General features: G+C 70.8%; 9 protein-coding genes. 5 read left to right on the forward strand and 4 right to left on the reverse strand.

Annotated elements, in window-relative coordinates; genetic code table 11:
* Positions 1 to 47 precede the first annotated feature (47 nt).
* Positions 48 to 1,535 carry a glucose-6-phosphate dehydrogenase gene (locus I6N91_RS03400; RefSeq protein ID WP_198810546.1) on the forward strand — a complete coding sequence of 496 codons (1,488 nt, stop codon included), beginning with the start codon at positions 48 to 50 and terminating at the stop codon, positions 1,533 to 1,535.
* 164 nt (positions 1,536 to 1,699) lie between these two features.
* Here I6N91_RS03400 and I6N91_RS03405 read toward each other — a convergent pair whose 3' ends face one another.
* The 3 genes from I6N91_RS03405 to ftsY form a co-directional block, all read right to left on the reverse strand.
* Positions 1,700 to 2,038 carry a P-II family nitrogen regulator gene (locus I6N91_RS03405; protein ID WP_120165335.1) on the reverse strand — a complete coding sequence of 113 codons (339 nt, stop codon included), beginning with the start codon at positions 2,036 to 2,038 and terminating at the stop codon, positions 1,700 to 1,702.
* On the reverse strand, positions 2,035 to 3,342 hold the full coding sequence (locus tag I6N91_RS03410; protein ID WP_198810548.1) for an ammonium transporter: 1,308 nt from the start codon (positions 3,340 to 3,342) through the stop codon (positions 2,035 to 2,037). Before I6N91_RS03410 ends, I6N91_RS03405 begins: the two co-directional genes overlap by 4 nt.
* A gap of 220 nt (positions 3,343 to 3,562) precedes the next feature.
* A complete protein-coding gene (gene ftsY / locus I6N91_RS03415) occupies positions 3,563 to 4,759 on the reverse strand; it encodes a signal recognition particle-docking protein FtsY (RefSeq protein ID WP_198810550.1) in 1,197 nt (398 codons plus the stop codon).
* A 66-nt stretch (positions 4,760 to 4,825) separates the two neighbouring features.
* Between ftsY and I6N91_RS03420 the strand changes: the two genes are divergently transcribed.
* Entirely contained in the window at positions 4,826 to 6,112 is a 1,287-nt protein-coding gene (locus tag I6N91_RS03420; protein ID WP_198810552.1) for an MFS transporter, read from the forward strand.
* Positions 6,113 to 6,116: 4 nt separating this feature from the next.
* Here the strand turns inward: I6N91_RS03420 and smc are convergent, their stop codons facing one another.
* Complete coding sequence (gene smc, locus I6N91_RS03425) at positions 6,117 to 9,755, reverse strand: chromosome segregation protein SMC (RefSeq protein ID WP_198810554.1); 3,639 nt, start codon at positions 9,753 to 9,755, stop codon at positions 6,117 to 6,119.
* 225 nt (positions 9,756 to 9,980) lie between these two features.
* Between smc and I6N91_RS03430 the strand changes: the two genes are divergently transcribed.
* The 3 genes from I6N91_RS03430 to I6N91_RS03440 are packed head-to-tail and all read left to right on the forward strand — an operon-like array spanning position 9,981 to position 14,646.
* Positions 9,981 to 11,006 (forward strand): 3-oxoacyl-ACP synthase III, encoded by a 1,026-nt coding sequence (locus I6N91_RS03430; protein WP_198810556.1) that lies wholly within the window; start codon positions 9,981 to 9,983, stop codon positions 11,004 to 11,006.
* Positions 11,000 to 13,666, forward strand: a complete 2,667-nt coding sequence (locus tag I6N91_RS03435) for an alpha/beta fold hydrolase (protein ID WP_198810558.1) — start codon at positions 11,000 to 11,002, stop codon at positions 13,664 to 13,666. The genes I6N91_RS03430 and I6N91_RS03435 overlap by 7 nt, the downstream gene beginning before the upstream one ends.
* Positions 13,663 to 14,646, forward strand: coding sequence for an NAD(P)-dependent oxidoreductase (locus I6N91_RS03440; protein WP_198810560.1), 984 nt, complete (start codon positions 13,663 to 13,665; stop codon positions 14,644 to 14,646). The genes I6N91_RS03435 and I6N91_RS03440 overlap by 4 nt, the downstream gene beginning before the upstream one ends.
* Positions 14,647 to 14,669: the final 23 nt, after the last annotated feature.

Raw genomic sequence — 14,669 nt, forward strand, 5'->3', positions numbered from 1 at the left:
CCAAGGAGGCTGCGGGAGCGGGTCCGCCGGGCGCCCGACCGCAAGACATGAGCGCCCGAAAGTGGCAGGGTGTAGGGGTGAATACTTCTTCCCTTACAGAACCCGGAACGGTTGCCGCCACGGCCGATAAGCGCGTCCGGACGCTCCTGATCCTCGGTGCCTCCGGTGACCTCACCGGCAGGCTCCTGCTGCCCGGACTCGCCCGGCTGATCCGTACCGGCCGGGCCAAGGGGCTCTCCCTCGTCGGGGCCGGGTCGGATCCCTGGGACGACGAAAAGTGGCGCGCCCGGATCGACGAGTCCTTCGCTGCGGCGATTGAGACCAGCGGTGAGCAAGGCAGGCGGGCCCTGCAGGAGGTGCGGGACACCAGCACCTACCACCACGTCGACGTCACGGCCGGAGGGGTGCTCACTGAGCTCGTCGCCTCCCTCGAAGGTCCCGTCGCGATCTACTTCGCCCTTCCCCCGACGGTGAGCCAGCTGGCCTGCACCGCCGCCGCCCCGTTCGGCCTTCCGGCCGACACGCGGCTGGTGATGGAGAAGCCGTTCGGCACCGACCGTGAGTCGGCCCACCAGCTCAACCTCGGCCTCGCCAGGCTGGTCCCGGAGCACAACATCCACCGGGTCGACCACTTCCTCGGCAAGGCCACCGTGTTCAACATCCTGGGCATGCGCTTCGCCAACCGGATCCTCGAGCCGGTCTGGAACAACCTCCACATCGACAAGGTCGAGGTGATCTTCGACGAGGACCTGGCGCTTGAGAACCGTGCCCGCTATTACGACCGCGCCGGTGCGCTGCGCGACATGATCCAGAGCCACCTGCTCCACGTCATGGCACTGCTGGCCCTCAACGCCCCCTCCACACTTCACGAGCGCGACCTCCGCGACCACATCGGTTCGGTGCTCCGCGCCAGCTCGATCGACGTCAGTGTTCCGGGCAGCAGCCGCCGCGCACGGTACACCGCCGGCAGCATCAAGGGCCGTGAGGTGCCCGACTACACCGCGGAGCCCGGCGTCGACAGCTCCCTGGGCACCGAGACCCTCGCCGAGGTGACCGTCTCCATCAACAACGACCGCTGGGCGGGCGTGCCGTTCATCCTCCGGTCCGGCAAGGCCCTCGGAGTGAAGCGCAAGGAGGCCCTCATCACCTTCAAACCGGTGAACCACCTGCCCGACGGTTTCACCGGGATGGATACCCCGACGCGCCTGCGGATCGGCTTCGGCCCGGACACGCTTCAGCTTGACCTCGACGTCAACGGCCCCGGCGACATGTTCTCCCTCGACCGCGCGACCCTGACGGCCGAACTGAACGCCACGGACCTGCTGCCGTACGGCGAAGTCCTTGACGGGGTCCTCTCCGGCGACCCGACGCTGTCGGTGCGCAGCGACATCGCCGAGGACTGCTGGCGCATCGTCGAGCCGGTGCTTGCGGCGTGGGCCGCCGGTGAGGTGCCCCTCGAGGAGTACCCCGCCGGATCCCAGGGCCCGACGTTGTGGGAGACCTCGACGCTGGACACTCCGCTGCCGGGCGCCTGACGGCGGGGACTCCCCCGACCGGCTGACCGCCGGCCCGCCCAGGCGGGCCGGCCCACATCGCCACAGACGAGAGGTCGCCGCAGACAAAAGGAGGCACCCCCGGCCGGGGGTGCCTCCTTTTTGATGCCGTTTGCCTGAACGCGTGCCGGTTGACGGCGGAGGGTTCAGAGCGCGGCCTCGCCGCGCTCCCCCGTGCGGACGCGGACGGCGTCCTCGACCGGGATGACCCAGACCTTGCCGTCGCCGGCGCTTCCGGTGTTGGCGGTGGAGACGAGGACGTCGACGATGTCGCGGACCCACTCGTCAGAGACGAGCACCTCGACCCGCGCCTTGGGCAGCAGGTCCACCGTGTACTCCGCACCCCGGTAGACCTCGGTGTGCCCGCGCTGCCTGCCGTAGCCGCTGGCCTGGCTGACGGTCAGGCCCTGCACGCCGTACGTCTCAAGGGCGCCGCGCACATTGTCGAGTTTGTCCGGTCGGACAATCGCTGTCACCAGTTTCATGAGTTCACGCTCTCCGTCTGCTCGATGGTCTTCCTGTCACGGAACTGGTCGGCGAACGGGTGGAAGGACCCGCCGACGCCGAGGCCGCCGAACTCGTAGGCCGTCTCCGCGTGCTCGGACAGGTCGACGCCGGCCACCTCGTTGTCGGAGGTGATGCGGAAGCCGATGGTCCGGTGGATGGCCAGGCCGATCAGTGCGGTCATGACGGCCGACAGCGTGATGGCGACGAGGACCGAGACGAGCTGCGCGACGAGCTGCGCAGCCCCGCCTCCGTAGAACAGGCCGCCGCCGGCGCCGTCCACCGGAAGGGCGATGAAGCCGAGGGCCAGGGTGCCGGTGACGCCGGCCACCAGGTGCACCGCGACCACGTCCAGGGAATCGTCGAAGCCAAGGCGGTACTTGATGCCCACGGCGAGCGCACACAGCAACCCTGCGACGAGGCCGAGGCAGACCGCGCCGATCGGGCTCACGTTGGCGCAGGCGGGGGTGATGGCGACAAGGCCCGCCACAATGCCTGAGGCGGCACCAAGGGAGGTGGGCCGTCCGTCGCGGAAGCGTTCGGTGACGAGCCAGCCGACCATTGCGGCGGCCGGGGCGGCCATCGTGTTGATCCAGATCAGCCCGGCCTCCTCGGCCGTTGACGCCGCGCCGCCGTTGAAGCCGAACCAGCCGAACCACAGGAGGGCGGCGCCGAGCATCACCAGGGGGATGTTGTGGGGGCGCTGCGCTGGGTCCTTGCCGAAGCCCTGGCGCTTGCCCAGGATCACGGCGAGCACCAGCGCCGCGACGCCTGCGCTGATATGCACCACGGTGCCGCCGGCGAAGTCGATCGCCTCGCCCACGGCGCCGCCGATGAGGCCGTCGGCGCTCAGGAGACCGCCGCCCCACACCATGAAGGCCAGCGGGCAGTAGACAAGGGTGACCCAGATGGGGACGAACAGCGACCACGCGCCGAACTTCGCCCGGTCGGCGATCGCGCCGCTGATCAGGGCGACGGTGATGATCGCGAACGTCACACCGTAGCCGGCGCCGATCAGGTCCTCGGTGCCGATCAGTTCCTGAAGCCCGAACGAGGCGAAGGGATTCCCGAAGAGCTGGGCCACTCCGTCCCCGCCGGTCATTGAGTAGCCCCACAACACCCAGACGATTCCCACGAGGCCCACCGCGATGAAGCTCATCATCATCATGTTCAGGGCGGCCTTCGCGCGGGTCATGCCGCCGTAGAAGAAGGCTAGACCCGGCGTCATAAGCAGTACCAGGGCGGCCGAAACCATGACCCAGACGTGACCTGCTGTCAGATCCATATTCACGTCCTCTCAGAGGTGGCGGGCACTTCCCGCTCCTCAAGAGTGACGTGCCGGTGTTTCCGGGCATGAGGGTTTAGGTTTCGCGCAGGTTACTGGTTCCGCGCTCACGTAAAAGGGCGGTGACGGCCGTGTTTCGGCGGTGTTTCCCACCGCACCACGGACCGTCCCGCCCCTGTGCCCGGCCGCGCTCCCCGAAGCCGGGGAGCGCCGCCCGGCGTTAGTTGAGGAGGGCGTCCACGAAGCTCTCGGCCTCGAAGGGCGCCAGGTCGTCGGCACCCTCGCCGAGGCCCACCAGCTTCACGGGCACGCCAAGGCTGCGCTGGATGGCGACGACGATGCCGCCCTTGGCGGTGCCGTCGAGCTTGGTGAGGACGATGCCGGTGACATTGACGACCTCGGAGAACACCTTCGCCTGGTTGAGCCCGTTCTGACCGGTGGTGGCGTCAAGGACGAGGAGCACCTCATCGACGGTGCCCTGCTTCTCGATGACCCGCTTGACCTTCCCGAGTTCGTCCATCAGGCCGACCTTGTTCTGCAGGCGTCCGGCGGTGTCGATCATCACGACATCGACCTCCTGGTCGATCCCGGCCTTGACCGCCTCGAAGGCGACCGAGGCGGGGTCGGCGCCGTCGATGTCGGACTTCACGGTGGGCACCCCGACGCGCTGGCCCCAGGTGGCAAGCTGCTCGGCGGCGGCGGCGCGGAACGTGTCGGCCGCGCCGAGGAGCACGTCCTTGTCCTCGGCGACGAGCACCCGGGCAAGCTTGCCCACGGTCGTGGTCTTGCCCACACCGTTCACGCCCACGACGAGGACGATGGCGGGGCGGTCGAGGTGGCGTTCGGTCGCCAGCGACCGGTCCATGGTGGGGTCGACGAGCTTGATGAGCTCCTCGCGGAGCATCGCCTTGACCTCTTCGGGGCTTCGGCTGCCCGAGACCTTGACCCGGGCGCGCAGTGCGTCGACCAGCTCGGTGGTGGGCTCGGTGCCGAGGTCGGCCAGCAGGAGGGTCTCCTCCACCTCATCCCAGACGTCCTCGTCGATCTTGTCCCGGGACAGCAGCGCGAGCAGACCCTTGCCCAGGGCGGTGTTGGAGCGCACCAGCCGGGCGCGCAGCCGGGCGAGCCTGCCCTGCACCGGCTCCGGCCGCTCGGTGGTCGGCAGCTCGGTGACGGCCTCGTCGAGTCCGCTGAGATCGTCGGGGACGACGACGCCCGGGGTGGTCGCCAGCTCGCCGTCGACAAGGTCGACGGAGGTCGCCCCGTGAACATTGAGACCGCCCCTGTCATCGGCATCCCGAATCGTCGGGTAGGCCCCGGGAGGCGTGCGGCGCCCCTTGAGCAGCAGGACGGCGGCGGAGCCGACGACCGCGATGGCGATCACGAAAAAGATTACGATCTGGAGAGTCTCATTCACTGTTCCAGCTTCTCACACGAGGCGATTGAGCATCCGGCCGCCTGCAGTGGAAGACTTCTTCTTACTATGGTTCGAAATCCCCAGCGCTCCGCCCTTCGCAGGCTGCTTCCGTTCCCTCCGGCCGGCCGGCCCATCCGCAAGGAGCAGGAGCGGATTCCGCGTGAGATCAAGGTGCTGATCGCCTCGGCGTTCGTCATCGCCATCGGCTTCGGGCTCGTCGCCCCGGTGCTCCCCCAGTTCGCACAGAGCTTCGACGTGGGAGTGACCGCCTCCTCGGTGATTGTCAGCGCCTTCGCCTTCACCCGGCTCATCTTCGCCCCGGCCGGCGGGCGGCTGATCGAGCGCCTGGGCGAGCGGCCGGTGTACGTGGTGGGTCTGCTGATCGTGGCGCTCTCGACGGCGGCGTGCGCCTTCGCGGAGAACTACTGGCAGCTGCTGATCTTCCGGGGGCTCGGCGGTATCGGCTCGACGATGTTCACGGTCTCCGCGCTGGGCCTGATCGTCCGCCTGGCGCCGGCCGGAATCCGGGGCCGGATCTCGAGCGCCTATGCGTCGGCCTTCCTGCTCGGCAGCATCGGCGGCCCGATCCTCGGCGGGCTGCTGGCCGGCTTCGGGCTGCGGGTTCCCTTCCTTGTCTATGCGGGGGCGTTGCTGATCGCTTCCGCCGTCGTGTTCTTCCAGCTCAAGGACACCCGGCTCGGGGACCGGCGGGCCGGAGCCGCCCAGTCGGTGCTCACGGTGAGGGAAGCCCTCAAGGACTCGGCGTACCGGGCGTCGCTGCTGTCGAGCTTCGCCAACGGCTGGTCCTCCTTCGGCGTGCGGCTGGCCCTGGTGCCGCTGTTCGCCACCGTCGTGCTTGACGCCGGCCCCGGCATTGCGGGCATCTCGCTGGCGTTCTTCGCCGGAGGGACGGCCCTGGCCCTGACGGTGTCCGGCCGCCTCGCCGACACCTGGGGGCGCCGTCCGATGCTCCTCATCGGACTGGCCGTCAACGGCCTTGCCATGGCCGCCCTCGGGTTCGCCGGAGACGTTCCGGTCTTCCTCGCTATCTGTGTCATCGGCGGCGTGGGGGCCGGCATCCTCAACCCGGCCCAGCAGGCCGTGGTGGCCGACGTCGTCGGCAGCGAGCGCAGCGGCGGCAAGGTCCTTGCGGTCTTCCAGATGGCCAGCGACACCGGTGCCATCTTCGGCCCCATCCTCGCCGGGATCATCATCGACCAGCTCCCCTCCGGGTCGTTCGCGCTGGCGTTCGTGGTGACCGGGGCGCTGACCATGGCGGCCTTCGTGCTGTGGCTCGGCTCCCGGGAGACGCTCCCCACCCGCGGCAAGGCCGCACCGCCTACGAAGGCCTGACGGCTCAGGCGCCCACCAGCCGCTGGCTGATCACCGCCGAGACGCCGTCTCCGCGCATCGACACCCCGTAGAGGGCGTCGGCGACCTCCATGGTGCGCTTCTGGTGGGTGATGATGATGAGCTGGCTCGACTCCCGGAGCTCCTCGAAGATGGAGAGCAGCCGGCCCAGGTTCGTGTCGTCAAGGGCGGCCTCCACCTCGTCCATCACGTAGAACGGGGAGGGCCGGGCCTTGAAGATCGCCACCAGCAGGGCGACGGCGGTCAGCGAGCGCTCACCGCCGGAGAGCAGCGACAGCCGCTTGATGCGCTTACCGGCGGGCCGGGCCTCCACCTCGATCCCGGTGGCGAGCATGTCCTCGGGGTCGGTCAGCACCAGCCGTCCCTCGCCGCCGGGGAAGAGCCGCCCGAAGACGTGCTCAAACTGGACGGCGGTGTCGCGGTACGCGGCGGTGAAGACCTGCTCCACCCGCTCGTCGACCTCGCGGATGATGTCGAGGAGGTCCTTGCGCGTGGCCTTGAGGTCTCCCAGCTGCGTGCTGAGGAAGGTATGGCGTTCCTCGAGGGCGGCGAACTCCTCGAGCGCGAGCGGGTTGACCTTCCCGAGGGCGGCCAGGTCACGCTCGGCGCGCCGGAGCCGCTTCTCCTGCTCGGCCCGCACGAAGGGCACGCCCTCGGCGATGACGCGGCCGTCGTCGTCCACCGGGAGCCGCAGGTCGGCCCACTTGTCCTCCGACGCCGTGGCCGAGGGGACGGGCAGGTGCGGCCCGTATTCGGCCGTGAGGTGTTCGGGGGTGAGCCCGAGCTCTTCGACCGAACGGTTCTCCAGTGCCTCGATGCGCAGGCGCTGGCCGGCCCGGACCAGTTCGTCGCGGTGCAGGGCGTCGGTCAGGCGGGCCAGTTCGGCCACCAGCGCCTCATGAGCCGCCCGGGCCTGGCCCAGCTGGGCTTCGGCGTCGGCCGCGCGCCGCTCGGCGGCCGCCCGGAGCCCTTCCGCGGCGGCGATCGACGCGGCGATAAACTCGAGCACCGTGCCCGCCGCGGCAGCGACGGCCCGGGCGCGGGCTGCCTGCGCCTGCCGGATGCGGGCCCGCTCGGCCGCCTGCAGGCGCGCCTGCCGTTCGCTGGCCGCGGCGCGCTCCAGGGAGGCGGCCCGGTTGGCGAGCGCGTGGAGCTGCTCCTCGGCGCTCCTCAGCGTGAGCCGGGCGTCCATCTCGGACTGGCGTGCGGCTCCGGCGGCGGCCGAGAGCCGGTCCCGCACCTCGGTCGAGGGGTCCGGGTCGTCCGGCAGCTCCTGGACCGCGGAGAGCCGCTCTTCGGCGTCCTTGAGCTTGGTCCGCTCGAGTTCGAGCGTTCCCTCGGCGGTTTGGGCGAGCCTCCGGAGACGGTCGGCCTCCCCACCGGCGGAGCGCACGGCGGAACCGAGCTGCCCAAGTTTCTCCTCGACGGCCGAGAGGCGCGCGTCGGACTCGTGGAGCTTCTCCAGCGCCGCCGCGGCGCGTTCCGCGGCGAGCTGTTTCTGCGCGGCCGCGTCGGCGAGCCGGCGCGTGATGTCCTCCGCCTGGGCTGAGGCGTGCTCCAGCCGCCGGGTCGTCTCCTCGACGGCCGCCTGGATCTCCAGCAGGCTCGGAGCTCCGGGCGAACCGCCCCGGGCCGTGGAGGCCGACACGGTGTCGCCGTCCCGGGTGACAGCTGTCAGGCCCGGCTGGCGCTGCACGGCCGCGTGCGCCGCATCGAGGTCCTCGACGACGACGACCCCGTCCAGCACCGCCGCGAGCGAGTGCCGCAGGGCCGGGCCGGTGGAGAGGAGATCCAGGACATACCGCGCACCGGCCGGCGGGGCGACGGTTGGTCCGGCCGTCGAGCCGGCCTCCGCGCCGGTGCCCGTCGATTCGGAATTGGAGGGCAGGGCCGCATTCCCGCCGGAGCCTGCCGGACCCGCGACGACGACGGCCACCTGCCCGGCGTCGTCCTCCTTCATCCGGCGCAGCGCCGCCACGGCGGTGCCCGCATCGGCAACGGAGACGGCGTCGGTGAGGCCCGCGAGGGCCGCGGCGACGGCGGTTTCGTACCCCGGCTCGACCCGGATCAGTCCGGCGAGCGGCTCTCCAACCCCGGGAATCCCGGCAGCCAAAAGCGCCTGTGAGCCGTCCCGCTGCCGCAGACCCTCCAGCTGCACCCCGCGGCGTGCAGCCAGGGCGTCCCGCTCGCGCTCGGCTGCGCGGCCGATTTCGTCGAGGGCCGTTGTGATCCCGGCGAGCCGTTCGAGCTCGGCCTGGGCCTCTTCGTAGGCTGCATCCAGGCCCTCCTCACCGTCAACGGCGCCGGCCACCTGCTCTTCGAGGGCGGCAAACTCACGTTCGGCTGCTTCCTGCCGCGCCAGCGCCTCGGAGATGGAGCCGCCGAGGCGGCCCAGTTCGGCCTCGACGGATTCGACGCGAGACCGGGCCGCTCCCACCTGGCCTGCGAGGCGTGCCACCCCTTCGCGGCGGTCGGCTGCGGCGCGCAGCAGCGCAGTCAGGCGCTTCTCCTCGGCCGCGGCGGCCTCCTCCGCCTCGGCCCGGCCGACGATGGCCGATTCGAGTTCCTGGGCGTTCTCCAGGATCTGGTCCTTGAGCTCCTCCTCCTCGACCCGGAGCCTGCGGGCCTGCCGGTCGAGTTCGTCGGGGTCCCTGCCCCGGTCGGGTGCGGCGGCCGGCACGCCGAGCAGCTTGGAGCGTTCGGCGGCGAGTGCCTGAAGCGACCGGTACCGCTCGGCGACGGCCGTGAGCCGGTACCAGTCGTCCCGCGCCCGGGTCAGGGCCGGTGCGGCCTCGGCGGCGAGCCGCTCAAGTCCGCCCTGGCGTGCCCGCTGCGCCTCGAGGAGGGCTTCGACCTCGGCGTGCCGCTGGCGTGCCGCCGTTTCGTCGGCCGCCTCCCGGGCGAGTGCCTCCTGCAGCCCGACCAGTTCGTCGGCGAGCAGCCGCGCCCGCGCGTCGCGGACCTCGAACTGCACCTGCTGGGCCCGGCGGGCCACCTCGGCCTGCTTGCCCAGCGGCGTCAGCTGCCGGCGCAGCTCAGCCGTCAGGTCGGTCAGGCGCGCGAGGTTCGCTTCCATCGACTCGAGCTTCCGCACGGTCTTCTCGCGGCGGCGGCGGTGCTTGAGGATGCCCGCCGCCTCCTCGATGAAGCCCCGGCGTTCCTCGGGGGTTGCGTGGAGGACCCTATCGAGCTGACCCTGGCCGACAATGACGTGCATTTCCCGGCCCAGACCCGAATCAGACAAAAGCTCCTGAATGTCAAGTAACCGGCAATTCCTGCCATTGATCGCGTATTCCGATCCGCCCGAGCGGAAAAGCGTACGGGAAATGGTCACCTCGGAATATTCGATCGGCAGTGCGCCGTCGGCGTTGTCGATGGTGAGGGTCACCTGTGCCCGGCCCAGCGGCGGCCGCCCGGCCGTGCCCGCGAAGATGACGTCCTCCATCTTGCCGCCGCGCAGGGTTTTGGCGCCCTGTTCGCCCATCACCCACGCCAGCGCGTCCACGACATTCGACTTGCCGGATCCGTTGGGTCCGACGACCGCCGTGACGCCCGGCTCGAAGTCGAACGTCGTCGCTGATGCGAACGACTTGAAGCCTCGCACGGTTAGACTCTTCAAATGCACAGTGGTCAGGTTCTCCAAAGGGGGCGGGTCTTCCCAATCTACTGTGTGTAGCACGGTTCGACGCGCATCCGCCGCGACCGTGTGCGGACAAAAAAGGAACCACTTGGAGGAATACCAAGTAGGCTTTCCAAAGGTTCGGAAGCATCCCAAGGCGCCCCGGCACGACTTCCAAGGTGGTATTTTCCCCTTGGATCGGGGCGTTCATCAGTTGACGAGGCAGGAAATTTGACCGGTAACGCGACGTTTCGACATGAAAATACGGCTCTGCTCGCCGTCACGAGCGTGGAGGCGCCGGTAGTCGTCAGTTCCGCGGAATTCGACGAGCGGCTCGCCCCGAGCCTGAAACGCCTTCGACTCTCCAAGAGACTTCTTGAGCGGGTAGCCGGCGTCACCGAACGCCGCTGGTGGTCCCCGGGCACCTCCTTTGACGACGCCGCCATCGAGGCGGGCGCGAAGGCCCTGGCGGAGGCGGGCATCGAACCCGGCGAGGTGGGGCTGCTCATCAACACCTCGGTCACCCGGCGGAACCTTGAGCCCTCGGTCGCAGTGAAGATCCACCACTCCCTCGGGCTTCCCTCCTCCGCGATGAACTTTGACCTTGCCAACGCCTGCCTCGGCTTCGTCAACGGCATGACCCTGGCCGCCAACATGATCGACTCGGGCCAGATCAAGTACGCCCTGATCGTGGCCGGCGAGGACGCCCAGGGCACCCAGGAGGCGACGTTCAACCGGCTGAACCGGCCCACCTCCACGCGGGAGGACTTCCTCAGCGAGTTCGCCACCCTGACCCTCGGCTCCGGGGCGGCAGCGGCCGTGATCGGCCCGGCCGACCTGCACCCGGGCTCCCACCGCATCCTGGGCGGCGTTTCCCGGGCCGGGACCCAGCACCACGAACTGTGCGTCGGCGGGGTCGACGGCATGTACACCGACACGAAGGGACTGCTCGACGGCGGGCTCGAACTGGTGGTCGACGCCTGGCACGAAGCGCAGACGGACGGGTGGAAGTGGGACTCGATGGACCGCTACGTCACCCACCAGGTCTCCAACTCCTACACGAACGCCATCATCAAGGCCGTGAACCTGGTGCGCGAGCGGGTGCCCATTACCTTCCCCCGCTGGGGCAACGTGGGGCCCGCGTCCCTGCCGATGACTCTGGCGCAGGAAAGCCAGTCCCTCAACGCCGGGGACCGGGTGCTGTGCCTCGGTGTGGGCTCAGGGCTCAACACCTCGATGATGGAGATTGCGTGGTAGCTCTCCCCGGCGTTGACCCCTCGTGGTCGGCGTATCTCGACGTGCCCTCGTCGGCTCCCGCCGACAACCCCGGAACTATCCGCACCTGGCACTACCTCGACAATGCCGCGGCCCTCCGGGAGTCCGGCACCGAGGTCCGCGGAACCCTGCTGTGCGTCCACGGCAATCCCACCTGGTCCTACCTGTGGCGCACGCTGCTGCCCGCCGGAACGCAGGCCGGCTGGCGCGTCGTCGCCGTTGACCAACTCAATATGGGCTTCTCCCAGCGCACCGGGGTCTTCCGGCGCCTCGCCGACCGCGTCACCGACCTCGAGGATTTCGCCGCCGCCGCCGACCTGCGCGGCCCCCTGGTCACCGTCGGACACGACTGGGGCGGCGTCGTCAGCCTCGGCTTCGCCCACCGCAACCGGTCCCGCCTGGCCGGGGTGGTCCTCACGAACACCGCGGTGCACCAGGACCCGTCCCGGCCCCTGCCCGCTCCCCTGCGCCTGGCCCTGCTTCCCCCGGTGCGCCGGACCGGAACGCAGACGACCACGGCGTTCCTCGACATCACCCACGCCCTGGCCCGGCCGAAGCTCGCCCCTGAGGTCCGGGACGCCTTCCGCGCGCCCTACCGCACCGTGGAATCACGGAAGGGCATCGCGGACTTCGTCGCCGACATTCCCCGCGATCAATCCCACCCGAGCTTTCCGGCCCTGACGGAGATCGCCGAGGGGATCCGGACCCTGGACGTTCCCTCACTGCTCCTGTGGGGTCCTCACGATCCGGTCTTCACGGAGACCTACCTCGAAGACCTCACCCGCAGGCTGCCGCACGCCGACGTCCACCGCTTCGAGGACGCCGGCCACCTCGTCCAGGAGGACGCCGACGTCGCCGGGACTCTCTTCTCCTGGCTCAGGCGCCGGGACGTGGCGGCGGACAACACCGGACGCGCAGGGGCAACTTCCGACGCGGGCAAGGTTTCCGGTTCCGCCGACGCCGCTGACCGCGCCTTCACTCCCCTGGAAACCCGCCTCACCGAAGCCGCGGCCGCAGACGGTTCGTCGCTCGCCGTGGCCGAGATGGACGCCGGCCGCGTGCGCCGATCGCTGAGCTGGGCCGGGCTGGAGGCCGACATCGCCGCCGTCGCCGCAGGGCTCACCCGCTCCGGCCTGGGCGCCGGAAGCAGGATCAGCCTGATGGTTCCGCCCGGGGTTGACCTCACCGTCCTGATCTACGCCTGCCTGCGGATCGGCGCAGTGATCGTGGTCGCCGATGCGGGACTCGGCGCCCGCGGGCTCTCCCGCGCCGTGCGCGGCAGCGCGCCGGACGCCGTCATCGGCATCGAGCGCGCCCTCGCGGCCGCCCGGATCTTCGGCTGGCCCGGACGCCGGATCAGCGTCGAGGAGCTCGATCCTGCCCGGCGCCGGCTGCTGGCCGTCGATACCTCGCTGGCCGAGCTGCGCACACCGGCTGGCGCCCCGGCCGGCCTCCGCCCGCCGCCGCATCCCGACGCCGACGCGGCCATCCTCTTCACCTCCGGCTCCACCGGACCCGCGAAGGGCGTCGTGTACACGCACCGGCAGCTCTCCGCCATGCGGGACGCGGTGGCCGAGACCTTCGGCATCCATCCGGGAGGTGCCCTCGTTGCGGGCTTCGCGCCGTTCGCCCTGCTCGGGCCGGCCCTCGGAGTGGCGTCAGTGACCCCCGACATGGACGTGACAGCGCCGCGGACCCTCACCGCGGCGGCGCTTGCCGACGCGGTGGCCGCCGTCGACGCCACAGCGGTCTTCGCCTCACCCGCCGCCCTGCGCAACGTGCTGGCGACCGAAACGGACCTTTCCGCCGACGGCCGGACCGCCCTGCAGCGGGTGGGCCTGCTTTTGTCCGCGGGTGCGCCGATCCCGGCTCCCCTGCTCGAACGCGTCCAGGCCCTGCTGCCCGACGCGGCACTCCACACTCCCTACGGCATGACGGAGGCGCTGCCGGTCACCGACGTCGACCTGCCCTCGATCCGCAAGGCGGCCAAGGATGCCGCCGCAGGTCTCCCCGGCGCCGGAAACGGCGTCTGCGTAGGCACCGCCGTGCATGGGGCCCGGGTGGCCGTCAGCCCGCTCGGCCCCGACGGGTCCGCCGACGGAGAGCCGACGACGGAGGCCGGTGTGAGCGGGGAAATCCTCGTCGACGCACCCCACGTCAAGGACCGCTACCACCGGTTGTGGCGCACTGAGGCCGAATCGGCCCGCACGGCGCCCTGGCACCGCACCGGCGACGTCGGCCACTTCGACGCGGCCGGGCGCCTATGGGTGGAGGGCCGCCTCGGCCACATCATCACGGCCCCCGGAGGAGTCCTCACCCCCGTCGGCGTCGAACACGCGATCGAGGAGGTCGACGGGGTGCGCCTCGCCGCCGTCGTCGGCGTCGGGCCGGCAGGAACCCAGGCCGTTGTCGGAGTTGTCGAGACCGACCCGCCGGTCCGGCGGAACCGTCCGGGGCTGGCCGAAGCCGGGCTTGCAGACGGCGTCCGGGCCGCGGCCTCCGCCGCGGGAACCAAGCTCGCCGCAGTCCTCACCGTGCCGGCCCTGCCCGTGGACATCCGGCACAACTCGAAGCTCGACCGGGCCCGGATCGCCGCCTGGGCGGAGCAGACCCTGTCCGGCGGCCGCGTCCGCTCGCCATGACCGTCCTGGTCACCGGGGCCAGCGGCCTCCTTGGCGGTGCGGTGGCCGCCCTGCTTCGAGCACAGGGAACGCCGGTGCGCACGTTCCAACGCCGGCCCTCGGGCGTGCCCGGGGCCCAGGATGAACTGGGTTCCCTCACCGACCCTGCGGCCCTCGCCCGGGCCACCGCCGGCGTCGACGCGGTCATCCACCTTGCTGCCAAGGTCTCCTTCACCGGGAGCCCGGCCGACTTCGAGGCCGTCAATGTCGAAGGGACCCGGGCGCTCCTTGCGGCTGCGCAGGACGCGGGCGTGCCCGATGTGGTTTTTGTCTCCTCGCCCTCGGTGGCGGCGGACGGCACCTCATATGCCGGGGCAGGCGCCGCCCCAGCCGCTCCCGAGCGCGCGCGGGGCGACTACGCGCGGACGAAGGGCCTTGCGGAACTGATTGCGCTGGGCGAATCGGAGCCGGGCTTCCGGGTCGCCGCCATCCGCCCCCACATCGTCTGGGGGCCAGGAGACACCCAGCTCGTCGAGCGCGTGCTGGCCCGGGCCAAGGCGGGCCGCCTTCCCGTCCTCGACCAGGGCACGGCGCTGGTGGACACAACCTACGTGGACAACGCCGCCGCGGCCATCGTTGCGGCGCTGCGCCGGATCGAGCACGTGCAGGGCAGGGCGCTGGTCGTGACCAACGGCGAGCCGCGGCCGATCGGTGAGATGATCGCCGGAATCTGCAGAGCCGGCGGCGTACGGCCGCCGAGGTGGAGTGTGCCCGGGGCCGTGGCCCGGACGGCGGGCTCGGTTGTCGAAAGGGTGTGGCGGCGCTCCGGGTCCACCCACGAACCCCCCATGACCCGTTTCCTCGCTGAACAGCTCTCGACGGCTCACTGGTATGACCAGCGGCAGACCCGCGAGCTGCTCGCCTGGGTCCCCGAGGTGTCGATCGACGAGGGCCTCGCGCGTCTGGCCGCCCACTACCGGGCACCGGGGCCCCGCTTCTGAACCTGCAGTCCCGACCGTGCCTA

This window comes from Arthrobacter sp. MSA 4-2 (genome assembly GCF_016405885.1).
GTDB lineage: Bacteria > Actinomycetota > Actinomycetes > Actinomycetales > Micrococcaceae > Arthrobacter_D.